This is a genomic window from Microbacterium sp. (assembly GCF_031180975.1).
Taxonomy (GTDB): Bacteria; Actinomycetota; Actinomycetes; order Actinomycetales; family Microbacteriaceae; genus Microbacterium.
The window spans coordinates 561,297-583,789 of record NZ_JAPSLI010000001.1; the positions used below are offsets into that span (position 1 = coordinate 561,297).

The 22,493-nt window shown below is 71.2% G+C and carries 23 protein-coding genes and 3 tRNA genes; 8 read left to right on the plus strand and 18 right to left on the minus strand.

Annotation, left to right across the window (positions count from 1 at the left end):
- Window positions 1–6 precede the first annotated feature (6 nt).
- The 5 genes from lysS to RIF65_RS02625 all read right to left on the minus strand — a co-directional run bounded on the left by lysS (window position 7) and on the right by RIF65_RS02625 (window position 5,184).
- A complete protein-coding gene (gene lysS, locus RIF65_RS02605; protein ID WP_309065934.1) occupies window positions 7–1,551 on the minus strand; it encodes a lysine--tRNA ligase in 1,545 nt (514 codons plus the stop codon).
- Window positions 1,552–1,614: 63 nt separating this feature from the next.
- Window positions 1,615–2,814, minus strand: a complete 1,200-nt coding sequence (locus RIF65_RS02610) for an ABC transporter permease (protein WP_309065935.1) — start codon at window positions 2,812–2,814, stop codon at window positions 1,615–1,617.
- Window positions 2,811–3,503, minus strand: coding sequence for an ABC transporter ATP-binding protein (locus RIF65_RS02615; RefSeq protein ID WP_309065936.1), 693 nt, complete (start codon window positions 3,501–3,503; stop codon window positions 2,811–2,813). Before RIF65_RS02615 ends, RIF65_RS02610 begins: the two co-directional genes overlap by 4 nt.
- Window positions 3,500–4,549, minus strand: a complete 1,050-nt coding sequence (locus RIF65_RS02620; RefSeq protein ID WP_309065937.1) for a peptidoglycan-binding domain-containing protein — start codon at window positions 4,547–4,549, stop codon at window positions 3,500–3,502. Before RIF65_RS02620 ends, RIF65_RS02615 begins: the two co-directional genes overlap by 4 nt.
- Complete coding sequence (locus RIF65_RS02625; protein WP_309065938.1) at window positions 4,546–5,184, minus strand: hypothetical protein; 639 nt, start codon at window positions 5,182–5,184, stop codon at window positions 4,546–4,548. The genes RIF65_RS02620 and RIF65_RS02625 overlap by 4 nt, the downstream gene beginning before the upstream one ends.
- Before the next feature lie 108 nt (window positions 5,185–5,292).
- Between RIF65_RS02625 and RIF65_RS02630 the strand changes: the two genes are divergently transcribed.
- Window positions 5,293–5,949: a response regulator transcription factor gene (locus RIF65_RS02630; protein ID WP_309065939.1), complete on the plus strand. Its 657-nt coding sequence runs from the start codon at window positions 5,293–5,295 to the stop codon at window positions 5,947–5,949.
- A complete protein-coding gene (locus RIF65_RS02635) occupies window positions 5,946–7,133 on the plus strand; it encodes a sensor histidine kinase (RefSeq protein WP_309065940.1) in 1,188 nt (395 codons plus the stop codon). Before RIF65_RS02630 ends, RIF65_RS02635 begins: the two co-directional genes overlap by 4 nt.
- Window positions 7,134–7,195: 62 nt before the next feature.
- On the opposite strand, the gene RIF65_RS02640 is transcribed toward RIF65_RS02635, so the two are convergent.
- From RIF65_RS02640 to hpt, 10 genes are all read right to left on the minus strand, one after another.
- Window positions 7,196–7,897 carry a DUF2520 domain-containing protein gene (locus tag RIF65_RS02640; protein ID WP_309065941.1) on the minus strand — a complete coding sequence of 234 codons (702 nt, stop codon included), beginning with the start codon at window positions 7,895–7,897 and terminating at the stop codon, window positions 7,196–7,198.
- 1 nt (window position 7,898) lies between these two features.
- Complete coding sequence (locus RIF65_RS02645) at window positions 7,899–9,626, minus strand: PH domain-containing protein (protein ID WP_309065942.1); 1,728 nt, start codon at window positions 9,624–9,626, stop codon at window positions 7,899–7,901.
- Complete coding sequence (locus RIF65_RS02650; RefSeq protein WP_309065943.1) at window positions 9,623–10,267, minus strand: PH domain-containing protein; 645 nt, start codon at window positions 10,265–10,267, stop codon at window positions 9,623–9,625. The genes RIF65_RS02645 and RIF65_RS02650 overlap by 4 nt, the downstream gene beginning before the upstream one ends.
- The gene (locus tag RIF65_RS02655; protein WP_309065944.1) at window positions 10,236–10,700 is read right to left on the minus strand and encodes a DUF3180 domain-containing protein; all 465 of its coding nucleotides are present in this window, start codon (window positions 10,698–10,700) and stop codon (window positions 10,236–10,238) included. The genes RIF65_RS02650 and RIF65_RS02655 overlap by 32 nt, the downstream gene beginning before the upstream one ends.
- Entirely contained in the window at window positions 10,697–11,236 is a 540-nt protein-coding gene (folK, locus tag RIF65_RS02660; protein ID WP_375142108.1) for a 2-amino-4-hydroxy-6-hydroxymethyldihydropteridine diphosphokinase, read from the minus strand. The genes RIF65_RS02655 and folK overlap by 4 nt, the downstream gene beginning before the upstream one ends.
- Window positions 11,236–11,604, minus strand: a complete 369-nt coding sequence (gene folB / locus RIF65_RS02665) for a dihydroneopterin aldolase (RefSeq protein WP_309065945.1) — start codon at window positions 11,602–11,604, stop codon at window positions 11,236–11,238. Before folB ends, folK begins: the two co-directional genes overlap by 1 nt.
- A gap of 1 nt (window position 11,605) precedes the next feature.
- Complete coding sequence (folP, locus tag RIF65_RS02670; protein WP_309065946.1) at window positions 11,606–12,412, minus strand: dihydropteroate synthase; 807 nt, start codon at window positions 12,410–12,412, stop codon at window positions 11,606–11,608.
- On the minus strand, window positions 12,409–13,029 hold the full coding sequence (gene folE / locus RIF65_RS02675) for a GTP cyclohydrolase I (protein WP_309065947.1): 621 nt from the start codon (window positions 13,027–13,029) through the stop codon (window positions 12,409–12,411). The genes folP and folE overlap by 4 nt, the downstream gene beginning before the upstream one ends.
- A 1-nt stretch (window position 13,030) precedes the next feature.
- Complete coding sequence (gene ftsH, locus RIF65_RS02680; RefSeq protein ID WP_309065948.1) at window positions 13,031–15,034, minus strand: ATP-dependent zinc metalloprotease FtsH; 2,004 nt, start codon at window positions 15,032–15,034, stop codon at window positions 13,031–13,033.
- 135 nt (window positions 15,035–15,169) lie between these two features.
- A complete protein-coding gene (gene hpt / locus RIF65_RS02685) occupies window positions 15,170–15,721 on the minus strand; it encodes a hypoxanthine phosphoribosyltransferase (protein WP_309065949.1) in 552 nt (183 codons plus the stop codon).
- A gap of 177 nt (window positions 15,722–15,898) precedes the next feature.
- On the opposite strand from hpt, the gene RIF65_RS02690 reads away from it, so the two are divergent.
- Window positions 15,899–16,456, plus strand: a complete 558-nt coding sequence (locus tag RIF65_RS02690; RefSeq protein WP_309065950.1) for a DUF937 domain-containing protein — start codon at window positions 15,899–15,901, stop codon at window positions 16,454–16,456.
- 18 nt (window positions 16,457–16,474) lie between these two features.
- Here the strand turns inward: RIF65_RS02690 and tilS are convergent, their stop codons facing one another.
- Both tilS and RIF65_RS02700 read right to left on the minus strand, forming a co-directional pair.
- Window positions 16,475–17,461: a tRNA lysidine(34) synthetase TilS gene (gene tilS / locus RIF65_RS02695; RefSeq protein ID WP_309065951.1), complete on the minus strand. Its 987-nt coding sequence runs from the start codon at window positions 17,459–17,461 to the stop codon at window positions 16,475–16,477.
- Between the two features lie 84 nt (window positions 17,462–17,545).
- A complete protein-coding gene (locus RIF65_RS02700) occupies window positions 17,546–18,130 on the minus strand; it encodes a hypothetical protein (protein ID WP_309065952.1) in 585 nt (194 codons plus the stop codon).
- 138 nt (window positions 18,131–18,268) lie between these two features.
- On the opposite strand from RIF65_RS02700, the gene ppa reads away from it, so the two are divergent.
- A complete protein-coding gene (gene ppa / locus RIF65_RS02705) occupies window positions 18,269–18,760 on the plus strand; it encodes an inorganic diphosphatase (protein WP_309065953.1) in 492 nt (163 codons plus the stop codon).
- Between the two features lie 64 nt (window positions 18,761–18,824).
- Here the strand turns inward: ppa and RIF65_RS02710 are convergent, their stop codons facing one another.
- A complete protein-coding gene (locus RIF65_RS02710; RefSeq protein ID WP_309065954.1) occupies window positions 18,825–20,225 on the minus strand; it encodes a M23 family metallopeptidase in 1,401 nt (466 codons plus the stop codon).
- A gap of 209 nt (window positions 20,226–20,434) precedes the next feature.
- On the opposite strand from RIF65_RS02710, the gene RIF65_RS02715 reads away from it, so the two are divergent.
- From RIF65_RS02715 to RIF65_RS02730, 4 genes are all read left to right on the plus strand, one after another.
- Window positions 20,435–20,507: transfer RNA gene (locus tag RIF65_RS02715), tRNA-Glu, on the plus strand.
- A 26-nt stretch (window positions 20,508–20,533) separates the two neighbouring features.
- Window positions 20,534–20,607: transfer RNA gene (locus tag RIF65_RS02720), tRNA-Asp, on the plus strand.
- Window positions 20,608–20,674: 67 nt separating this feature from the next.
- Window positions 20,675–20,747, plus strand: a tRNA-Phe gene (locus RIF65_RS02725).
- Between the two features lie 217 nt (window positions 20,748–20,964).
- Window positions 20,965–22,482, plus strand: a complete 1,518-nt coding sequence (locus RIF65_RS02730; RefSeq protein WP_309066620.1) for a SulP family inorganic anion transporter — start codon at window positions 20,965–20,967, stop codon at window positions 22,480–22,482.
- The last annotated feature ends 11 nt before the right edge of the window (window positions 22,483–22,493 follow it).

The following is a 22,493-nucleotide window of genomic DNA, read 5'->3' on the forward strand; positions in this document are numbered from 1 at the left end:
GACCGGCTACTTGACCAGCGGGAACAGGATCGTCTCGCGGATGCCGAGGCCGGTGATCGCCATGAGCAGACGGTCGATGCCCATGCCCATGCCGCCCGACGGCGGCATCCCGTGCTCCAGCGCGCGCAGGAACTCCTCGTCGACGCGCATCGCCTCGACGTCGCCCTTCGCGGCGAGCTTCGCCTGCTCGACGAACCGCTCGCGCTGGATGACCGGGTCGACGAGCTCGGAGTACCCGGTGGCGAGCTCGAAACCGCGCACGTACAGGTCCCACTTCTCCACCACCCCGTCGATGGAGCGGTGGTCGCGCACCAGCGGGGACGTGTCGACCGGGAAGTCCATCACGAACGTGGGGCGCACCAGGTCGCCCTTCACGAAGTGCTCCCACAGTTCCTCGACGAGCTTGCCGTGCGTCGCGTGCGGCGGCACCTCCACGCCGTTCGCCTCGGCGAACGCGATGAGGTCCTCCACGGCATCCTGCGGCGTGACGGTGCGTCCGGACGCCTCGGACAGCGAGTCGTACATCGAGATGCGGTCCCATTCCCCGCCGAGGTCGTACTCGGTGCCGTCGGCCCAGGTGACCGTGGTGGAGCCGGCGACGGCGATCGCCGCGTTCTGCACCAGCTCCTGGGTCAGTTCCGCCATCTGGTGGTAGTCGCCGTACGCCTGGTAGGCCTCGAGCATCGCGAACTCGGGGCTGTGCGTGGAGTCGGCGCCCTCGTTGCGGAAGTTGCGGTTGATCTCGAACACCCGCTCGATGCCGCCCACCACGGCGCGCTTCAGGTACAGCTCGGGCGCGATGCGCAGGTACAGCTCGGTGTCGAACGCATTCGAGTGGGTGATGAACGGGCGTGCCGACGCCCCGCCGTGCTGCACCTGCAGCATCGGGGTCTCCACCTCGAGGTAGTCGTGCGCGGTGAACGTCGCGCGCAGGCTGGCGTTCACGGCCGCGCGGGCGCGCACCGTGGTGCGGGCCTGCTCGCGCACGATCAGGTCGAGGAAGCGGCTGCGCACGCGCGTCTCCTCGCTCAGCTCGGCGTACACGTTCGGCAGCGGCAGGATCGCCTTCGCGGCGATCCGCCAGTCGTCGGCCATGATCGACAACTCGCCGCGGCGGCTGGAGATCACCTCGCCGTGCACGAACACGTGGTCGCCGAGGTCGACGAGCTCCTTCCACGCGGCGAGGGACTCCTCACCGACGTTGGCCAGCGACACCATCGCCTGGATGCGCGAACCGTCGCCGGCCTGCAGGGTGGCGAAGCACAGCTTGCCGGTGTTGCGGCTGAACACCACCCGCCCGGCGACACCGACGATCTCGCCGGTCTCCGCGCCCGCTTCGAGGTCGCCGTACTTCTCCCGCAGCGCGGGGATGCCGTGGGTGACCGGCACACCGACCGGGAACGCGCCGCCACCGGCATCCGTCCTGGTCGCGATGAGCTTCTCGCGCTTCGCCAGCCGCACCGCCTTCTGCTCGAAGACGTCCTCCTCGGCGGAGGCGGAGGGCGTCGAAGGGTCGGCGGGGGCGGCGGTCTGCGCAGGCGCGTCAGTCATGAGTGGGGGCTCCTCGGAAGTCCCGTCCAGTCTACCGACCGCCGCTCCCACGCCTGCGGCCGGTCACGGGGCGGCCAGGGCCTCGGTCGGCGAGAGGCGGGCGGCGCGCGCGGCCGGGTATAGGCCGGCGACGATACCCACCAGCACGGTGGCGGCCAGGCCCCCGGCCGACGCCCACCACGGCACGAAGGTGGGCCACGTCTGCAGCAGCGCATACCCCGTGGTGGCCGCGACGCCGATCACGACACCGGCCGCCCCGCCGACGAGCGCGAGCAGCGACGACTCGGTCAGGAACTGCGCGCGGATGTGCCCGCGGGTGGCTCCCAACGCCCGGCGCAGACCGATCTCGGCGCGCCGCTCGATCACCGAGATCACCATCGTGTTCGCGACTCCGACGCCGCCGACGAGCAGGGCGACAGCACCGAGCCCGACGAGCAGGCCGGTGAACGCCTGATCCGCCGCGGCGCTCGCGGCGAGAGCATCGGACGGCCGGGAGACCTGCACCTCGTTGGGCGCCTCCGGGTTCGCGGTCGCCGCGAGCACGGCCTGCACGTCGGTCACCGACGACTCGTCGGAGCGGGTGTACACGGTCGTGGCGTGCCCGTCGAAGCCGAGCAGCTGGGCGGCGATCTCCTTCCCGATCAGCGCCGAGGTGTCCAGCTCGGGGGCGAGCGCGATCGGGTTCAGGATGCCGCCGACCGTGAACCACTCTCCGCCGATGCGCACCTGGATGTCCGCGCCCGCCTGCTCGATCCCGAGCAGGCGGGCCGTGGTGGCGCCGAGCACGACGACCGGATAGCGGGCGGTCGCGGCGTTCAGCCAGCGCCCCTCGTCCATCGTCGCCCCGATCGTCTCCAGCAGGTCGAGGTCTGCCGCACTCGTGCGGATGCCGCCGGACGCCTGCTCCGGGATGAGGTCGCTGCGGTACACCTTCGCGTCGACCGTGCCGATCGCGGACACCGCCGTGACCGGCCCGATCCGTGCGATCATCTCGGTCGCCTCCTCCGGCAGCACCGCGTCGCCGCCGAACAGGTCGTCGCCGGGGCTGACCGTGAGCAGGTCGGTGCCGAGCCGGTCGAGCTGACGGTCCAGCTCGGCGCGCCCCGAGGTGGAGATGCCCACCACCGCGATCATCGCGGCGATCCCGATCGCGATGCCCAGAGCCGACAGGACGACCCTGGTGGGGCGGGTGCGCAGCCCCGCCCCACCGACCCGGAGGATGTCGCGCAGCCCGAGCCGCGCCGGCACCAGCTTCTCGTTCATTCGATGACCTTCCCGTCCTTGAGCCGGATGCGCCCCGGCGCCCGCGCGGCGATGTCGGCGTCGTGTGTGATGACGACGAGGGTGGTGCCCTCGGCGTGCAGCCCGGCCAGCAGCGCCATCACGCCCGCCCCCGATTTGGAGTCGAGGTTGCCGGTGGGCTCGTCGGCCAGCAGCAGCGAGGGCCGGGTGGCGATGGCCCGGGCGATCGCGACCCGCTGCCGCTCCCCGCCGGAGAGCTCGTGCGGCCGGTGGCGCACCCGGTGTCCGAGCCCGACCCGTTCGAGGGCCGCAGTGGCGCGGCGTCGGCGCTCGGCGAGTGGGATGCCCTGATACAGCATCCCCTCGGCGACGTTGTCGACCGCCGGCATGCCGGGTGAGAGGTGGAACTGCTGAAAGATGAAGCCGACGTGCCGGGCGCGCAGCGCCGCCAGGGCGCGGTCGTCGAGCCGGGCGACGTCGTGCCCGTGGATGCGGATCTTGCCGGTGCTGGGCCGGTCGAGGGTGCCGATCAGCTGCAGCAGCGTGGACTTGCCCGACCCGGACGGGCCGACGATGGCGACGAACTCGCCGTCCGCGATGGTGAGCGTGGCCGCGTGCAGGGCGGTGAGCCCCGCATAGTCCTTGCTCACGCCGTCCAGCTCGACCGCGAGGCTCGCGCCGTCGCGTCCGGCATCCGTCACCGCGCTCATTCCGGCACCACCACCCGGTCGCCCTCGGCGATGTCCTCGCCGCTGATCTCGACCAGTCCGCCGGCGAAGAGCCCGGTGTCCACCGCGACCAGGCGGGTCTTCTCGCCGTCGACGGCCTCCACCGCGTAGCCGCCTTCGGTGAGGGCGAGCAGCGCGGTGACGGGCACGACGAGCACCCCTTCGCGACGGTCAGCCTCGAAGGTCGCCTTGGCGGAGGACGAGGGCAGTGCGGCGACGGCGGCCTGGTCGTCCGGCGTGATCGTAACGCGGAGCACCGTCTTCTCCTCGCCCTCGACATCGCCGTCCACGACCGTGGGCTGCGTGCCGGTGATCGTGCCCGTGAACGAGGTGCCGTCCGGCACGGTCACCGAGACCGCGGCCCCCGCCACGGCGAACCGGCTGTCGCCGAGGTCCAGGTCGACGGTGACGACGCGGGTGCTGCCGGCCACCACCACGAGGTCGCCGGCGTCGTCGCCCACGCGGGCCTCGTGCGCCGTGACGACGACGGGGCCGGCGGCGTAGTGCACCCGGGCCGGATCGACGGTGCCGGTCTGCTCGAGGCCCAGGCTCTTCTGCCACTTCTTCACCGCCGCAGCGGTGTTCCTGGTGTACTCCTCGTCCACGTCGAAGCCGGTGTACCCGAGCGCCGCGAGGTTCTCCTCGAACTGCTTCACGTCGGCGCCGGTCATGCCGGACTCCAGCGTCCGGTACGCGGGCAGGCCGCCGATGAGCAGCACGGTGGGCTGCTCGTCCACGCGATAGAGCTGCCCGCCGCGATCGACGGTGCTGCCGACGGCGGCGAGCCAAGTGACCCGTCCGCCGCCGGCCCGCAGCGTCGTCTCCTCGGCGTAACCGAGCCGTCCGCGCTCCTCGGTGCTGGCGACGAGGTCCTGCCGGGTGACCTCGGCGGTCGCCGGCGGCGGATCGTCGGCCTCGTCGTCGGCGGAGGCGAACCCGAACCCGGCGGCCGCGGCGATGGTGAGCGCGATGCCGCCGGCGCCCAGCAACGCCAGCGCGGCGAACAGGATCCGGCGCGATGTGCTCATGCCGTCACCCCCGCGGACTCCTTGGGCGCCCCGCCGGACGGCGCGCTCTCCGGCCCGTCCTCCGACGTTCCGGGCGCCGAGGGTGCACCGGGCAGCACCGGCATCTCGTCGCGGCACTTCTCCTGCGCCGCCTGGGCCTCCTCCGACATCGGATCGAATCCGGAGTCGCCGTCGATCTCGAAGCCGCCGCCCGGACCCGGGTCGGGGAACTCCTCGACCCCGTTGCGGCGCATGCACTCGGCGAACGCGCGCATCTTGGCCTGAGCCTCCGGGTCGAGCTTCGGCGGCTCTCCCCCGTTCGGCATGAACTCCTTGCAGGCCTGCATGGCCTCCTCCATCTCCTCGCGGTCCACGCCCTCCGGGATGGTGACCGCGAAGGCGCCCTCGCTGACGTCCGGATCCTCGATGTCGATGCCGTGATCACGCATGCACTCGGCGAACTTCGCGCCGTCGCCGCCCTGGCCGCGGGCATCCGGCTCGCTGGTCGCGGGAGCGTCGTCGTCGAGGCTCGCGACCTTCTCGCCCTCCGCCGCGCATCCGGTGAGCATGAGCGCGGCGATCGCCAGCGCGCCCATCCCGCCGCGGATCGTCCTCGTGCGGGCGACGATCCTTTCGGCCGTTTTCGTGTGGACCATGGTGTCCTCCTTCCGGTCTGGTCCTCCCACGTCATCAGGCGCCGCGTTGCCCTGGCGTCACCGAAATCGGTAACGCGGAAGCAACGCCGAAGCGGCGAGAATCGGAGCATGCGGATCTTGATCGCGGAGGACGAGCGGATGCTGGCCGATGCGGTCGCCACCCGGCTGCGCGCCGCCGCGCACGCCGTGGACGTCGTCGGCGACGGGGCATCCGCTCTCGAGCACCTCGACGTGAACGACTACGACCTGCTCGTCCTCGACCGCGACCTGCCGATCGTGCACGGCGACGACGTGTGCCGTGCCCTCGCCGCCGAGGACGAGCGGCCGCGGATCCTCATGCTCACCGCCTCCGGGACCGTCGAGGACCGTGTCCGCGGGCTGTCGCTGGGCGCCGACGACTACCTGCCCAAGCCGTTCGCCTTCGCCGAGCTGGAAGCGCGCGTCGCCGCGCTCGGTCGCCGGGCACGCGCGGCCGCGCCGCCGCTGCTCGAGCGCGCCGGCATCCGCGTCGACCCGCACCGACGCGAGGTGGTGCGCGACGGCCGCTACGTGCCGCTGTCGAAGAAGGAGTACGCCGTGCTGATGGAGCTGATCCTCGCCCGCGGCGGGTGGGTGTCGGCCGAGCAGCTGCTGGAGAAGGCGTGGGACGAGAACATCGACCCGTTCACCGGGGTGGTGCGGGTGACGATCCTGAAGCTGCGCCGCAAGCTCGGCGACCCGCCGCTGATCGAGACCCAGCCCGGCGTGGGTTACCGGATCCCATGAAGCGCTTCCGGTTGACGCTGCGCACCCGGCTCACCCTCGTGTACGGGGCGCTGTTCGTCGCCGCGGGGCTCGTCGTGATCGCCCTGACCTGGCTGCTGATGCAGCAGCAGTTCCTCCTCGTCGGCCCCGCGTGGGACAGCGTGGGCCCGATCCCGGCCGAGGAGCGCGCGGAACCGCTGCCGCAGGGCACCGGTGAGCCGGCGGACGTGGTCATCCGTGCGATCAGCGCGACGCAGGATCAGGCGCTCGCCGCCCTCGTCACCTGGGGCGTGATCGCGGTCGCGGTCGTCGGCGCGGTCGCGGTGTGGGTGTGCTGGCTGATGGCGGGACGGATGCTGCGCCCGCTCGCCACCATCACGGCGACGGCGCGGCGGATCGCGGATGCCCCGGACGCCGACCGCCGGATGCACGAGCGCCTCAACCTGACCGGCCCCCACGACGAGGTGCGCGAGCTCGCCGACACGTTCGACGGCATGCTCGCCCGGCTCGACGCCGCCTTCGACGGGCAGCGCCGGTTCATCGCGAACGCGTCGCACGAGCTGCGCACCCCGCTGACCCTGAACCGGACGCTGATCGAAGTGGCATCCGATCAGCCCGGGGCGTCCGCCGAGGTGCGGCTGCTCGGCGCGACCCTGCTCGAGATCAACGCCCGCCACGAGCGCCTGATCGACGGGCTGCTCCTGCTCGCACGCTCCGAGCGCGAGCTGGGCGAGCGCCGGTTCGTCGACCTCGCGGATCTCGTCGAGCACGTCGCGGAGAGCACCGGCGACGCGGACGGCGCGGTGCGGGTCGAGACGGATGCCGCGGAGGCGCCGACGTCCGGAGACCCGGTGCTGTTGGAGCACCTGGTGCGCAACCTGCTGCAGAACGGCGTCCGGCACAACCTGCCGGAGGGCGGCTGGGTGCGGCTGGAGACCCGCACGGCTCCGGACGGACGGGCGATGCTCGTGGTGTCGAACTCAGGACCGGTGGTGCCAGAGTACGAGCTTCCCACCCTGTTCGAGCCGTTCCGCCGGCTGGACGGGGAGCGCACGGCCGGCGCGCCGGGCGTCGGGCTGGGGCTGTCGATCGTGCGCGCGATCGTGCAGGCGCACGGCGGCGAGGTCGCGCTCGCGTCCCGGCCCGAGGGCGGCCTCGTCGTGACGGTGACCCTGCCCGGCGAACGGTATGACCCCGCCGGATAGCCTCGAACGCGGAGGCCCTGGATCTGCACGCCTCCGCGGCTGGGCGCCCGCTGCCGGCGGAGTCAGAGCGCGGGCGGTGGACCGAGCGGATCCGAGGCGTCGCGCAGCGCCCGATCCACGCTCGACGACACCAGCGCCGACAGGTACCCGCCGGGGTTCTCCACACCGATCCCGCGCAGCAGCGACGTCGCCTGGCGGATGATCGACTGCGAGAACTCGGATGCCGTCGCGATCGCCTCCGCGTAGGCGGCGCGGTCCTCCTCCGCGATCACCACCGGCTCGCACCCCATCTCGACGGCGAGCGCCTGCGCGATCGGCAGCACGGCCGCGGGCGCGGTCACACCGGCGAACGCCGCCTGCAGCTGGCGGAGGTCGACGGTGGTGCCGCTGAAGCTGATGGCGGGATGCACGGCCAGCGGGATGGCGCCGCGCTCGGCGGCGGGACGCAGCACATCGGTGCCGTAGGCGGCGTCGACGTGCATGACCAGCTGGCCGATCTGCCAGCCGCCGACCTCGGCGATCCCGCGCACCAGCCCGGGGATCTCGTCGTGCGGCACGGCGATCACCACCAGCTCGCTGCGCCGCACCACCTCGGGCGCGTCGAGCACCGGGACGCCGGGCAGCACCGCGGCCGCGCGGTCGTCGTCGGATCCGCTGGTGATGCCTGTGATGGCATGCCCGGCGCCGGCAAGCGCGGCGCCGATCACCGGGCCGACCTTCCCGGCTCCGATGATGCCGACGCCGAGGCGGCCCGGCGCGGCCATGTCAGGCCCCTCCTGCGGGTGCCACGGGGCGCGGCGGTGCCGGAGCGTCCTCGGCCCAGCGGTGGCCGCGGTCGGTGCTCACCGCCACGGCGGCGGCGTGCGCGACGTCCTTGAGAAGGGCCTGCGCGTCGACCAGATCGAGAGCGCTCAATCGTCCCGCCACCGGCCCGGTGACGGAGTGTGCCTGAACGGATGCCACGCGCTGGGCGCGCGACAGCGGCCCCTGCGATACCGACAACCCCTGCAGCCGGGCGAGCGGGAACACCCCCAGCCGGCGCCACAGCAGGCCGCGGCGCAGCAGCAGTCCGCCGTCGGTCAGCGCGTAACCGTGACGACGCCAGGTGAGCGGATGCCGCCAGGCGGCGCGCGCCGGCACCGTGCGGAACGGGTCGTCCGCGACCGGGCCCTCCACGCCGTGCCGCCACAGCAGCGCCACGTCGTGAGCGGGGATCTCGGGAAGGATCAGCGACAGCACGCGTTCGACGTCCTCGCGGCGCCCGACCGGGAGCACGGTGTTGAACTGCTGCGCGGTGCCGGACTGCTGCTGGGCGGCGGACTTGCCGGACATCCGGTTGATCTTCACCGTCCACCACCCGAACGGCCGCCACAGCAGCGACTGCGACACCTCGACGGCGAAGATCCGCCCCGGGGGCAGCGTCTCGGTGATCGTCGTGAGCAGGCCGAACGTGACCCGCACGCCGTCCGGTGTCGGAGCGATGGCGTAGCGCAGCGACTTGGAGATCTGCGCCCAGGTGATACCGACCGCGGCGAGCAGGAGCGGCACGCCCATGCCGACCGACAGACCCACGAGACCCAGCGCGATGCTGGCGTCGTCCTCGCCGTCGGCCGTCATGCCGAAGTACATCGCCACGAGCGAGACCACGTAGATGGCGCCGAAGAACACCACCCACATGACCGCCGACACCAGCTGCGATCCGATCAGCCGGCCGGTGGGGATCTTGACGACGCTCTCCGGGGCGACGTCGGCGAGGTCGACGCCCTCGATGAGTCCAGTGACGCCGGCGTTGACCGATCCGATCAGCTCGCTGCGGACCGTGCCGGCGGCCGGGGGCGGGGTGGCGCCGACCGGCACCGGCGACAGTCCTGCCGCGACGAGTCGGGCGTTGCGTGCGCCCGACGCCAGACGGAGGATGTCGGCGCGCACCGATTCCGCCCTGCTGGTGGCGAGATACTCCAGGTCGACGTTGGAGTCGGTGCCCGCACCGACCACCTCCACCTTCGCCAGACCGATCAGACGTGCGGGGAAAGGACGGGTCAGGTTCACACCGTGCACGCGGTCCAGCGGCGCGCGCCGGTGCGACCGGAACACGATGCCCTTGCGCACCTCGACGTGCGAGCCGGTGATGCGGAACTGGTGGAACCGCCACACCACCCAGAAGGCGCCGATGAGCAGCAGCAGCAGGACGAGCACCGCGACCAGCGCGACCGCGATCAGGTTGTTGCTGAGCACCCAGTCCACCGGGTCCCCGCCGCCGTACCGCCCGTAGTCGACCTGGTCGGGGGTGAACAGGGCGACGAACCAGCCGAGCACTCGCTCGCGCATGTTCGACACCACGATGCCGGCCACGATCAGCAGCACCAGCCCGCCCTTGAACAGCGGTGTCAGCGGGTGCATGCGGTGCCACTCGCCGTCGGCCAGGCTCGACGCTCCCCCGCCGGGAAGCGCGGTGGGCGCGGGCTGGGCCGCCGGTACCGGGGGCAGGCTCACAGTCCGGTCCGCCGTGTCTCGGCGACCTCGATCAGCACGTCGCGCAGCGCCTCAGCGGCGGGCTGACTGAGACCGGGGATCTGCACACCGGTCGTGGCCGCGGCCGTCACCATCTTCAACTGCGCGACGCCGAAGGCGCGATCCAGCGGACCGTGGGTGATGTCCACCAGCTGCAGGCGCCCGTACGGCACGGCGACCATGCGCTGCCACAGGATGCCGCGGCGGAACACGATGTCGTCGGCGCGCAGCATGTAGCCGATCGCCTTCGCCTGCCGGGGCAGGATCGCGACCGTGAGCAGCGTCAGCAGAATGATGACCCCACCGGGGATCCACGCCCAGGTCTGCTCGAACGCGAACACCGCCACGAGCATGATCGCCGCGACGATCGCCACGAACACCAGGTTCTGCACGAACTGGGATGCCACGTAGCGCGGCGAGATCTGATGCCAGGTGCCGTCGAGGGCGAGCGCGGCGGCGCTGCGCGGGGTGCGCAGCGCCCGGTAGTTGCCCTCGTCGAGCGCCGGCGGCACGGCCGGGGCGGATGCCGGTGGCGAGGGCGGCGCGGGTGCCGGCGGCGCAGAGGGAAGCGGAGCGCCGACGCCGTTCGGGTCACTCGTCGGGGTCGGCTGGCTCTCGGTCATCAGGATCCTTCGGCAGAGTGCAGAACTGTTCGGCGACGAGCGCCGCCCCGACCAGCACGACTGCGCCGATGATCAGGGCGACCATCGCCACTGTCGACCCTACCGGCGCCGGAACCGGACGCGACATGAGGTAGGCGAGCAGCCCGGCGCCGAATCCGCCGACCATCGCGCCGAGCAGGCTCGACGCCCGCGCCAGGGTCACCGCGCGCGTCGCCCGGAACGGGTCGATGCGGGTGCCCTCGCGCACGCTGCGCCGCACCGGCCACGCGAGGCCGAGCGAGACGCCGGCGATCAGCAGCAGCAGCACCGGGAGCAGTCCCGATGGAGTGAAGGTGGCGCGACCGGTGATGGTCGCGAAGTGGTTCAATCCGAAGCCGGCCGCCCCGGCCAGCACCGCGAGCACGAGCAGGACGCCGGGCGAGGTGCGCTTCACGACCGACCCTCCGCCCGCAGCCGGCGGACCAGCTCGTCGACGCGACCGGCGCCCGGCAGCACGGCATCCGGGTCGACGCTCAGCCACGGCTCCAGCACGAACAGCCGCTCGGCGGCGCGCGGGTGCGGCACCATCAGATGCGGGTCGGTGCTGGTGAAGTCGCCGTAGGCGATCAGATCCAGGTCCAGGGTGCGGTCGCCCCAGCGCTCCCGGCGGACGCGGCCGTGCTCCTCCTCGATCGCGTGCAGCATGCCGAGCAGGATGGACGGCGCGAGACGCGTGGTGACCAGCGCCACGGCGTTCAGGTACCGGGGCGCATCCGGGTCGGGGCCGTCGGTGCGCACGGCGACGGTCTCGATCGGCTCCGACATCCGCACCTCGTCGACCAAGGGCAGGCGGCGCAGCCGCTCGACCGCGGCGTTCAGGGTCTCGCCGCGGTCGCCCTCGTTCGAACCGAGCGCGACGACGGCCACCTGCGGCTCCCGACCCGGTCGCGGGTCCGGCGCGGGCGGCATGTGCGTGCGGCGGCGGTCCATCAGGCCCTGCCCCGGCGGACGGTCACCGACACGTCGGCGAAGTCCTGCGCGATCGGCGCGTGCGGCTTGTGCACCGTGACGGTGACGAGCCGCACCCGGTCGTCCTCGAGTACCGCATCCGCGATCCGCTCGGCGAGCGTCTCGATCAGGTTCACCGGCTCTCCCGCGACGATCCCGGCGACCCGGTCGGCGAGCTCGCCGTAGTGCACGGTGTCGGCGACGTCATCGGACACGGCGGCGTCCCTCAGCGGAAGAGCCAACGTGAGGTCGATGGTGAACTGCTGCCCGTCGCGCCGCTCGTGGTCGAACACGCCGTGGTGGCCGAACACGGTCAGCCCGGTAAGGGTGATCTCGTCGAGGAAGTCCATGTCACGCTCCGTCCCATGCGCCGACGATGGCGAGCGCGTCGCGCGTGGCGGCGACGTCGTGCACGCGCACCGCCCACGCCCCCGCTCTTGCGGCGAGCGCGCTGGTCACCGCGGTGGCGAGGTCGCGGCGCCGTTCCGTGACCTCGTGCGTGGAGGCCGCGGCCAGGGCCTCGGTGAGGAACCGCTTGCGCGAGGTGCCGACCAGCACGCGGTGACCGAGCGCGACGGTCTCGTCGAGACCGCGCAACACCTCCCAGTTCTGCTCGCCGGACTTCGCGAACCCGACCCCGGGGTCGAGGATCAGGCGCGCCGGGGCGATGCCGGCTGCCGCGGCGGCGCCGATGCGGGCGCGCAGCTCGGATGCCACCTCGCGGGCCACCCTGGCGTACTGCGCCCTGGCGTACATGTCGCTGGACGGACCGCGCCAATGCCCGAGCACGACATCCGCGCCGGTATCGGCCACGGCCGACAGCATCCGCTCGTCGGCGAGGCCGCCTGACACGTCGTTGACGATGCGCGCCCCGGCGTGGACGGCGGCGACGGCCGTGCTCGCGTTGAGCGTGTCGATGGACACCGGGATGCCGTCGGCGGACAGCGCCTCGACGACCGGCAGCACGCGGCGCTGCTCCTCGTCCGCGGGCACCCGCTCGGCGCCGGGCCGCGTGGACTCACCGCCCACGTCGATCACGGTCGCGCCCTGGGCGCGCAGCATCCGCGCGTGCGCGACGGCCACGTCCGGGTCGGTGTACCGCCCCCCGTCGCTGAACGAGTCGGGCGTGACGTTGAGGATGCCCCAGATGCCGGTCATCGCTCCGCCCCCGAGCCGGTTGGCGTCGAGCCGACGGATGCCCCGATGAGGGTGATCAGCTCGGCCCGGGCGGCGGGGTCGGCGAGCTCGCCGCGTGCGGCGATGGTGAGGGTGGATGCCGACGGCTGGCGCCCGCCGCGCAGCGTGACGCACCCGTGCACGGCATCCATCACCACCAGCACACCCCGGGTGTCGAGGTTCTCGGCGATGGTGTCGGCGATCTGCTCGCCCAGCCGCTCCTGCACCTGCGGGCGGGCGGCGAGGGTCTCGACGACCTTGACGAGCGTGCCGAGGCCGACCACCTGCTCGCCAGGCAGGTACGCCAGGTGCGCGTGGCCGGCGAACGGCAGCAGGTGGTGCTCGCACACCGAGCGGAACCGGATGTCGCGCAGCAGCACCGCGCCCGAGGGCAGGGTCTCGGGGGCCGGTCCGCGCGACACGCTGATCGTACGGGCGAGCGGTGCCGCGGCATCCTCACCGACGCCGGAGAAGAACTCCGCGTACAGCTCCGCCATCCGCGCCGGGGTCTGCCTCAGCCCGGGTCGGTCGGGGTCCTCGCCGATCGCCTCGAGCAGCTCGCGGGTGAGCCGCTCGACGCGTTCCCTGTCGACAGCCACGTCAGGCCGTCGCCGGTCGAGCCTGTCCGCCGGAGGGCTGCGCACCCGCGCTGCGCGCCGTGCCGGACTGCGCCGCCGTCTGCGCGGCGAGACCCCGGTCGGCGCGGCGCGGAACCTCGACGGGCGGCAGCGGCGACACCGGGCGGTCCTCGCTGGACAGCCACTGCGGGCGCGGGGGGAGCTTGCGCACGTCGGTGAAGATCTCGGCGATCTGGTTGTGGTCGAGCGTCTCGTGCTCGAGCAGCGCGAGCGCGAGCCGGTCGAGGATGTCACGGTTGTCGGTGAGCACCTGGTAGGCCTCGTTGTGCGCCTGCTCGATGAGCGCGCGCACCTGCTCGTCGACGGTCTCAGCGACCTTGTCCGAGTAGTCGCGGCCGCGGTGCATGTCGCGGGCGACGAACATCTCGCCGCTCTCCGAGCCGAGCTTGACCGGGCCCACCTGAGTGGTCATGCCGTACTCGGTGACCATCTTGCGGGCGATGCTGGTCGCCTTCTCGATGTCGTTGGAGGCGCCGGTGGTGGGGTCGTGGAACACGATCTCCTCGGCGACGCGGCCGCCCATGGCGTAGGTGAGCTGGTCCTGCAGCTCGTTGCGGGTGACCGAGTACTTGTCGTCCAGCGGCAGCACCATCGTGTAGCCGAGGGCCTTGCCGCGCGGCAGGATCGTGATCTTCGTCACCGGGTCGGTGTGGTTCATCGCCGCCGCGGCGAGCGCATGGCCGCCCTCGTGGTACGCGGTGATGAGCTTCTCCTTGTCCTTCATCACCCGGGTGCGGCGCTGTGGACCGGCGATGACGCGATCGATCGCCTCGTCGAGGGCACGGTTGTCGATGAGCTGCGCGTTCGACCGCGCGGTCAGCAGCGCCGCCTCGTTCAGCACGTTCGCCAGGTCGGCGCCGGTGAAGCCTGGCGTCTTGCGCGCGACGACCTCGAGGTCGACCGACTGCGACAGCGGCTTGCCCTTCGCGTGCACCTCGAGGATCCGCTGGCGGCCCTTCAGGTCGGGCGCGTCCACGCCGATCTGCCGGTCGAAGCGGCCAGGACGCAGCAGCGCCGGGTCGAGGATGTCGGGGCGGTTGGTGGCCGCGATGACGATGACGTTCGCGTTCGGGTCGAAGCCGTCCATCTCGACGAGCATCTGGTTCAGTGTCTGCTCGCGCTCGTCGTTGCCCCCGCCGAGGCCTGCGCCGCGGTGACGACCGACCGCGTCGATCTCGTCGATGAAGATGATGGCCGGGGCGTGCTCCTTCGCCTGGGTGAACAGGTCGCGGACCCGGGAGGCGCCGACGCCGACGAACATCTCGACGAAGTCGGATCCGGAGATCGAGTAGAACGGGGCGCCCGCCTCACCGGCGACCGCGCGGGCGAGCAGCGTCTTGCCGGTGCCCGGAGGGCCGTACAGCAGCACGCCCTTGGGGATGCGGGCGCCGATCGCCTGGAACTTGGCGGGATCCTGCAGGAACTCCTTGATCTCCTGCAGCTCCTCGATGGCCTCGTCGGCGCCGGCGACGTCGGCGAAGGTGACCGTCGGGGTCTCCTTGTTGACGAGCTTCGCCTTCGACTTGCCGAACTGCATGACCTTGCTGCCACCGCCCTGCATGGACGACAGCAGCCACCAGAACAGCAGGCCGAGCAGCACGAGCGGCAGCAGCAGCGACAGGAAGCCGTCGAACCAGGTGGCGCGCGGCACGACATCCGCGAAGCCGTCCTTGGGAGCGGCCTCGTCGATCGCCTCGACGACCTGGTCGGCGCGGGCCTCGACGTAGTAGAACTGGACGTTCTTGGCGCCCTCGAACTCCTTCGAGAGCGTCAGATCCACCCGTTGGTCGCCGTCGGTGTTCACCGCTTTGGTCACGGTGTCGCCCTCGAGCAGCTCGAGCCCCTGCTGCACGGTGATCTGCTTCGGCGCCCCGAGGTTGGAGATCAGCAGGAACCCGGCGAACATGAGCAGGCCGATCAGCGCGACGTAGATCAGCGGATTCCGGGAGATCTTCTTGACATCCATGATGCGTTCAGCGTACCGCCCGGGCCTTAGGCCCCTGCTGTGCGTTCACCTACGGCGTAGCGCCGCGGCACCGGCATTCCGCTCCGCCCGCAGCAGCGTCTCTCGGCCGCGGGTTCAGGCGTGGACGCCGCGGGCTCAGGCGTAGACGTGGGGGGCGAGGACGGCCACGTCGCGGAGGTTGCGGTACCGCTCGGCGTAGTCCAGCCCATAGCCAACGACGAAGTCGGTGGGGATGTCGAACCCGACGTACTTGCAGTCGATGTGCACCTTGGCCGCCTCCGGCTTGCGCAGCAGCGCGAGCACCTCGATCGATTCCGCGCCCCGCGACGCGAAGTTCTCCAGCAGCCAGCTCAGGGTGAGGCCGGAGTCGATGACGTCCTCGACGATGAGCACGTGCTTGCCGGCGAGTGCCGTGTCGAGGTCCTTCCGGATCTGCACCACGCCGCTCGACTTCGTGCTGGCGCCGTAGCTGGAGACCGCCATCCAGTCCATCGGCGCGTGGAACGGCAGGGCGCGGGCGAAGTCGGCCATCACCATGATGGCGCCCTTCAGCACGCCGACGAGCAGGAGGTCCTTGCCGGCGTAGTCGGCGGCCACCCGCTGCGCGAGCTCGTCGAGCTTGGCGAGGATCTCCTCCTCGGTGACGAGGATCTTCTCGAGGTCGTCCTGGATGTCCGCAGCGCGCATGGGTTCGATTTTAGGCGAGCCGGACGCGCGCGCCGGAGCGAGCGGGGCGGAAGCCACGAGCGGATGCCACGGGCGGGCCCCGCCGCGGGCGGATCAGCACTCCCCACCGGCGTCGACGGCGCAGTACTGTGAGCGACGAGGCGGGCGCGGGCCCGCGGGAAGCAATCGGGAGGAACCATGGACTTCGACGCGATCCTCAAGCAGGTGCCGGTCGACGACATCGCGGAGCGTTTCGGCGTCAGCCGCGAGGTGGCGGAGCGTGCGGTCAAGGAGGGCGGCGCGGCCCTGGTCGGCGGCCTGTCGAAGAACGCCGAGACCGAGGAGGGCTCGGCCGCCATCGAGAAGGCGCTCTCCCGGCACGAGGGGTTCCCCGGGGCGTCGAAGGTGGACGACGTCGACGCGGCGGACGGCGAGAAGATCGTCAAGCACGTGTTCGGCGACAAGGAGAAGGACGTCGCCGAGAAGCTCACGAAGTCCGAGAAGACCGCGGGCGGCATCGACTTCGGCAAGCTGCTGCCCATCCTGGCCCCGATCATCCTCGGCCTGATCGCGAACGCGACCAAGAACAAGGGCGGCTCGACCGGCGGCGCCGCGGGCGGGTCCGGCTCCCGCGGCGGCGGGCTCGGCGACATCCTCGGCGGCCTGCTCGGCGGCGGCTCGTCGGGGTCGGCGAGCGGCGGCGGCATGGGCGACGTCGTCGGCGAGATCCTCGGCGGCCTGTTCGGCCGCCGCTGACCCGGCTCGCCCGGCGCGTCAGCGGGCGGTGAACACGATCCGCCCGCCGACGCGCCGGGCGGTGCAGGCGGGCAGGTCGATGGGGCCCTGCCCGCTCCAGTCCGTCACCAGCCGGGCGACCTCGAGCGTCTGAGCGCGGGTGAGCGCCACCCCGAACTCGCTGTCGACGACCAGGCGGATGATGCGGTTGCGCAGCGCCGCCGGATTCGCGGCGAGCGCGGCCGCACTGACCGAGATGCCCGCCTCGGCGTGCTCGACGATGTCCTCGATCGTCTCGTGGATGATCTCGTCGAACGCCTCGGCGTCCTCGCGCAGCTGCTCGGCGGTGCGCGCCAGGGCTTCGGCGACCCCCGGGCCGAGCTCCGCCTCGAGTATCGGCAGCACCCGCTCGCGCACGCGCACCCGGGTGAAGCGCGGGTCGGTGTTGTGCGGGTCGTCCCAGATCTCCAGAGCGGATGCGGTGCAGAACGCGCGCGTCGTCTGCCGCCGCACCGCCAGCAAGGGGCGGAGCCAGCGCGTGCCGTCGGGGTCGTCCCGCACCGGCGCCATCCCCTGCAGGCTGGTCGCCCCCGAGCCGCGGGCGAGGCCGAGAAGCACGGTCTCGGCCTGGTCGTCCAGGGTGTGGCCGAGCAGCACCGGCGCGCGCTCGGCGGACGCCACCCGGCGCAGGGCGGCGTATCGCGCCTCCCGCGCGGCCGCCTCCAGTCCGTCGGATCCCGCGGCGACGTCGACGCGCTCCACGCGGGCGCGGATGCCGAGGGCTTCGGCCTGCGCGGCCGCCGCTGCCGCGGCATCCGCCGATCCGTCCTGCAGGCCGTGGTCGACCGTCACGCTCACGACCTCGAGCCGGAGGGCGCGCGCCTCGAACACGGTCGCGGCGGCGAGCGCGAGCGAGTCGGCCCCACCGGAGAGGGCGACGATCACGGCGGATCCGCCGGGCAGCCCGCTCAGCGCGCCCCGGACGGCGCGGCGGACCTCGGCGATGGCAGGGTTCAGCGAAGGCACGCCCCCACGCTAGGGCACGACAGGGTGCGCGGCGACGTGCATGCCGCTGGGAAGGCGCGCGATCCCGCCGCGCAGGAGTCGGCCTCAGGCAGTAAGAAGCGGCCGGGCCGCGGCGGCCTCGAGCGGGACGGCGACGCTCCGGCCGTCTGAAGCCTCCAGCCACACCACCACGGTGCCGGCGTCACGGTCCTCGATCGTCTGCAGGACCACCCTGCCCGTGCCCGCCCGGTCCGGGGCCTCCGGGAAGATCGTGAAACGCCCGCTCTGAAGCTCCACCAGCCAGCGGTCGTAGGCGCCGAGGTCACCGAAGCGCGCGGTCCGGCCGATGCGGACGCGGTGACCGGTCGCGGTGTCGATCCAGTCCTTGGCGCGGAACAGCGCCGCGTGGGTGAGGAGCAGGCCGAACAGCCAGAGCAGGGCGAGCGCGATGATCACGCCGACGAATGCCATGCCGGGTCCGCGGTTCGGGCGCACCGACTCGTAGCCGCTCTGGGTGAGCGCACTGAAGTGCTCCCACAGCGTGGGGATCGCGACCGTCCCGGCAATCGCGGGGATGAGCAGCACCGCCGCACCGATGCCGTAGCCGATCAGCTTGGGCCGTGAGCGGCGCCGGGCGTAACGCTCCGGGTGAGCCTCGAGGTAGCCGCGTTCAGCCTCGCGTAGAGCCATGCCGTTCCCTCCGTGGATGTCGTGCGGTGTCTCGATCCTTTCATCCGCACGGCCCGTGGCCCGCTCACGGCAGGTGGAGCCGCGGACGCCCGAGTAGGCTTGTCCCGGCATCCAACCGTCTTTTCAAGGAGCACACGCATGGGCGCACACGACGCCGTCATCGAGATCCCGCGCGGCAGCCGCGTGAAGTACGAGGTCGACCACGAGACCGGGCGAGTCCACCTCGACCGCGTACTGTACACCACCTTCGGGTACCCCGCGGATTACGGCTACTTCGACAACACGCTCGGCGAGGACGGCGATCCCCTGGACGTGCTCGTGCTGCTCGACCACACGATCTTCCCCGGCGTCGTCGTGAACGTGCGCCCGGTCGCCGTGCTGAAGATGAGCGACGAGGCCGGCGGGGACGACAAGCTCGTCGCCGTGCTGTCGAAGGACCCGCGCTGGGCGCACATCCAGGACATCGCCGACATCCCGGAGTACACCAAGAAGGAGATCGAGCACTTCTTCGAGCACTACAAGGACCTCGAGCCCAACAAGTGGGTCAAGGTCGACGCGTGGGGCGACGCCGCCGAGGCGCAGCGCATCCTCGACGAAGCCATCGAACGTTTCGGCTCCGAGGGGCACTGACCCCCGATACGACGGAACCCCCGGTCTCGGCCCGGGGGTTCCGTCGTATGCGCGAGAGCGGATGCTAGAGGGCGCCGCGGTTCGCGAGGAACGTGTACGGGTTGGTGGTGCCGCCGCCGACGTACACCTCGAAGTGCAGGTGGCAGCCGAGCGAGTTGCCGGTGTTGCCCGCGTAGGCGATGACCTGGCCGGCCGAGACGTGCTGGCCGTGCGAGACGGCGAACCGGCTGATGTGCGCGTAGCCGGTGGCGACTCCCCCGCCGTGCTGGATGCGGATGTAGTTGCCGTAGCCGCCGTTGTAGAAGCGCGCGTCGACGCGCCCCGCGGCCGCGGCGTAGATGGCCCCGCCGCACCCGTTCGCGAAGTCGAGCCCGCGGTGGTAGCTGGAGCCGCAGCGCCCGTTGCTGCACTTGCGGGGACGGGGTCCGTAGCCGGAGGAGATACGACCGCCGTGCGGGCGACGCCACGCGCCGCCGCCACCGCCGCCGCCGCCTCCGCCGGAGCCGCCGCCTCCTCCGCCTCCACCGCCGCCGTTGTTGGCGGCTGCGGCCGCTTCGGCCTCGCGGCGCAGGCGCTCCTCCTCCTCGCGACGACGGCGCTCCTCCTCCTCACGGCGGATGCGCTCGCCCTCCTGGTAGGCGGCCACGGTCTTCGCGGTGTTGTCCCGGAGCGCGGCCAGCTGCGCCTGAAGTGTGGTGAGGTTGGCCTGCTTCTCCTCGAGCGCGGCCTGTGCGGCATCCGCTGCCTGCTGCGCCTTGATCATCTTCTCTTCGGCGAGCTTCTGCAGGCGGTCTCGTTCGTCGCGGGCCGCCACAGCTTGGTCGGTGAGCGCCTGGGCCGCGTCGCGAGCGGCGACGGCCTCGTCGTAGACCGAGCTGTTGTACTCGAGCAGCTTGTCCATCGTGCCGAGTCGGGCCAGGAGCGAGTCGGCGCCCTCGGCCGATCCCGAGAAGAACAGCTCGAGGGCGGTCTCGTCGCCGCCGTTGCGGTACAGCTGCGTGGCGACCTGCCCCGCCTTCCGGGCGGTCTCATCGGCGAGCTTCGCCTTCTCGTCGGCCTGCGCCTGCAGGTCGTCGGCCTTCGCCGCCTGGTCGAAGTAGGCCTGCTGCGCGGCGTAGAACTCGTCACCGGCGGCCCTGGCCGCGGCCTCCGCCTCGGCGGCGCGCTGGGTGAGGGCCTGGATGAGTCCCTCGATACGGGTGATCTCGGCGGCTTTGGCCGCCTCGTTGGCCTTGGCGCGCTGCACGTCATCCCAGCTCGGGTAGCTCGCGGCGTGTGCGGCGTTCACGCCGCTGGTGATGCCGAAGGCGCTCAGCGCGACCGCGCTGAGGGCTCCGACGGCGAGTGCGCCGCGGCGGGTGACCGAACCGGCACCCCACAGATCTCGTCGTTCAGTCGGGCTGGGCGCGCAGCCGCACTCCTCGGATGCCGTTCGGGCAGCATCCTGGATCAATTCCTCGTTCACGCGGCCCCTTCCGCCGGTTTCACACATGCCACAGTAACAACATTCGTCACATGAGCAACAGACCCCAGTGTCACTCCAGGCACGCGCGACCCTTCCATGGTGCGCCCGAAACGCCCGGGATGGAAGACGACCCGCCCTCGATTTCTGTTTTGCTCTCGACATCCCTTATGCTTGAGCGTCGGCAAGGGAGACCTTCGGAACTCCCCTGCGGCCCCATCGTTTAGCGGCCTAGGACGCCGCCCTTTCACGGCGGTAGCACGGGTTCGAATCCCGTTGGGGTCACTCATCCGATACAATTGAAAAGTTATGGCCCTGTAGCGCAGTTGGTTAGCGTGCCGCCCTGTCACGGCGGAGGTCGCGGGTTCAAGTCCCGTCAGGGTCGCTCCAAGCGACGGGCCTTCTTTCGAGGAGGCCTTTCGTCTAGGACGCGACAGGTTCGCCGGTCGCGCGGCTCTGTAGCTCAGTTGGTAGAGCGTTCGACTGAAAATCGAAAGGTCACCGGATCGATGCCGGTCGGAGCCACAAGGACCGTCGTTACAACGGTCCCAGAAACCCTCGCCTAGCTTCTACATGGCGGGGGTTTTGCTTTGCCCTGTCCAGACCGCGGTTCCCGGGCGAGCAAAGCGAGACCGACGCCCCTCCCAGCGTCGGTCGCGTGTCGGACTGACCGACGCCTGCGCACTGCTGCGCTCTCATCCGTTTCCCACGCTCTCACGAGAGCCCATCATCCGGAGGGCATATGACTGTCGTCACCCCCACCCGTGACTCCGCTTCGCGTTACCGCATCGAACCCACCGTCATGCAGGCGCTCCGCAGCCCGCGCCTTCTCACCCGTGAAGTCCTCGCTGGCCTCGTCGTCGCACTCGCGCTCATCCCTGAGGCGATCGCGTTCTCGATCATCGCCGGTGTTGACCCGCGCGTTGGCCTGTTCTCGTCGTTCATCATGGCCGTCGCGATCGCGTTCCTCGGCGGCCGCCCCGCGATGATCACCGCAGCGACAGGTGCGATCGCGCTCGTCATCGCGCCCGTCGCTCGTGAGTACGGCATGGATTACTTCATCGCCACGGTCCTGCTCGGAGGACTCATCCAGATCGTCCTCGCGTTGCTCGGTGTCGCCAAGCTGATGCGGTTCATCCCGCGCTCAGTGATGGTTGGCTTCGTGAACGCCCTGGCGATCTTGATCTTCGCGTCGCAGTTCCCTCAGCTCATCGGCGTTCCCTGGTTGGTCTACCCGCTCGTGGCGGTCGGCCTACTGGTGATCTACCTGATGCCGCGGATCACGAAGGTGATCCCTGCGCCCCTGGTCGCGATCGTGCTGCTCACCGCGGCCGTCGTCGTCTTTGCCTGGAACGTGCCGAACGTGGGCGATCAAGGCGAGCTGCCGCAAAGTCTTCCAGAGCTGTTCATCCCGAACGTGCCGCTCACCCTGGAGACGCTGCAGATCATCGCGCCGTACGCTCTCGCGATGGCGGTCGTGGGTCTCCTCGAATCGCTGATGACCGCGAAGCTCGTCGATGACATCACTGACACCCATTCGCGCAAGACCCGCGAGGCGCTGGGCCAGGGCGCGGCGAACGTGCTCTCGGGAGCGTTCGGCGGTATGGGCGGGTGCGCGATGATCGGCCAGACCATGATCAACGTCAAAGCCTCCGGCGCGCGCACGCGGATCTCGACGTTCCTTGCCGGTGTCTTCCTGCTCGTCCTGGTGCTCACGCTCGGCGACGTGGTGGCGATCATCCCGATGGCAGCGCTCGTCGCTGTCATGATCTTCGTCTCGATCGCGACGTTTGACTGGCACAGCATCCGCTGGGGCACGCTCAAGCGCATGCCGAAGAGTGAGACGGCAGTCATGCTCATCACCGTCATCGCCACAGTCTGGACCCACAACCTCGCAGTCGGCGTCATCCTCGGGGTAATCGCCGCGATGATCATGTTCGCCCGACGGGTTGCACACTTCGTCAGCGTCACCCGCACCGTCAACGCTTCCACTGCGACAGCGCACTACGCCGTCAACGGAGAACTCTTCTTCGCCTCCAGTAACGACCTCACCACCCAATTCGAGTACGCCGACGACCCCGACACTGTAGTGATCGACATGAGCCACTCCCACGTGTGGGACGCCTCCACTGTGGCGGCCCTCGACGCAATCATCACCAAGTACGAAAACCACGGCAAGACCGTCACCATCCAAGGCCTGAACGACACCGCGGCAGCATTTCATGGCCGCCTCACCGGGAACCTCGGCAGCGGCCACTGACCCACGTTCAC

What these genes read in the sequence shown, in the direction of transcription:
- lysS (WP_309065934.1), bottom strand. Translation starts at nt 1,551, where the DNA reads ATGACTGACGCGCCTGCGCAGACCGCCGCCCCCGCCGACCCTTCGACG.
- RIF65_RS02610 (WP_309065935.1), bottom strand. Translation starts at nt 2,814, where the DNA reads ATGAACGAGAAGCTGGTGCCGGCGCGGCTCGGGCTGCGCGACATCCTC.
- RIF65_RS02615 (WP_309065936.1), bottom strand. Translation starts at nt 3,503, where the DNA reads ATGAGCGCGGTGACGGATGCCGGACGCGACGGCGCGAGCCTCGCGGTC.
- RIF65_RS02620 (WP_309065937.1), bottom strand. Translation starts at nt 4,549, where the DNA reads ATGAGCACATCGCGCCGGATCCTGTTCGCCGCGCTGGCGTTGCTGGGC.
- RIF65_RS02625 (WP_309065938.1), bottom strand. Translation starts at nt 5,184, where the DNA reads ATGGTCCACACGAAAACGGCCGAAAGGATCGTCGCCCGCACGAGGACG.
- RIF65_RS02630 (WP_309065939.1), top strand. Translation starts at nt 5,293, where the DNA reads ATGCGGATCTTGATCGCGGAGGACGAGCGGATGCTGGCCGATGCGGTC.
- RIF65_RS02635 (WP_309065940.1), top strand. Translation starts at nt 5,946, where the DNA reads ATGAAGCGCTTCCGGTTGACGCTGCGCACCCGGCTCACCCTCGTGTAC.
- RIF65_RS02640 (WP_309065941.1), bottom strand. Translation starts at nt 7,897, where the DNA reads ATGGCCGCGCCGGGCCGCCTCGGCGTCGGCATCATCGGAGCCGGGAAG.
- RIF65_RS02650 (WP_309065943.1), bottom strand. Translation starts at nt 10,267, where the DNA reads ATGACCGAGAGCCAGCCGACCCCGACGAGTGACCCGAACGGCGTCGGC.
- folK (WP_375142108.1), bottom strand. Translation starts at nt 11,236, where the DNA reads ATGGACCGCCGCCGCACGCACATGCCGCCCGCGCCGGACCCGCGACCG.
- folB (WP_309065945.1), bottom strand. Translation starts at nt 11,604, where the DNA reads ATGGACTTCCTCGACGAGATCACCCTTACCGGGCTGACCGTGTTCGGC.
- folP (WP_309065946.1), bottom strand. Translation starts at nt 12,412, where the DNA reads ATGACCGGCATCTGGGGCATCCTCAACGTCACGCCCGACTCGTTCAGC.
- ftsH (WP_309065948.1), bottom strand. Translation starts at nt 15,034, where the DNA reads ATGGATGTCAAGAAGATCTCCCGGAATCCGCTGATCTACGTCGCGCTG.
- hpt (WP_309065949.1), bottom strand. Translation starts at nt 15,721, where the DNA reads ATGCGCGCTGCGGACATCCAGGACGACCTCGAGAAGATCCTCGTCACC.
- RIF65_RS02690 (WP_309065950.1), top strand. Translation starts at nt 15,899, where the DNA reads ATGGACTTCGACGCGATCCTCAAGCAGGTGCCGGTCGACGACATCGCG.
- RIF65_RS02700 (WP_309065952.1), bottom strand. Translation starts at nt 18,130, where the DNA reads ATGGCTCTACGCGAGGCTGAACGCGGCTACCTCGAGGCTCACCCGGAG.
- ppa (WP_309065953.1), top strand. Translation starts at nt 18,269, where the DNA reads ATGGGCGCACACGACGCCGTCATCGAGATCCCGCGCGGCAGCCGCGTG.
- RIF65_RS02730 (WP_309066620.1), top strand. Translation starts at nt 20,965, where the DNA reads ATGACTGTCGTCACCCCCACCCGTGACTCCGCTTCGCGTTACCGCATC.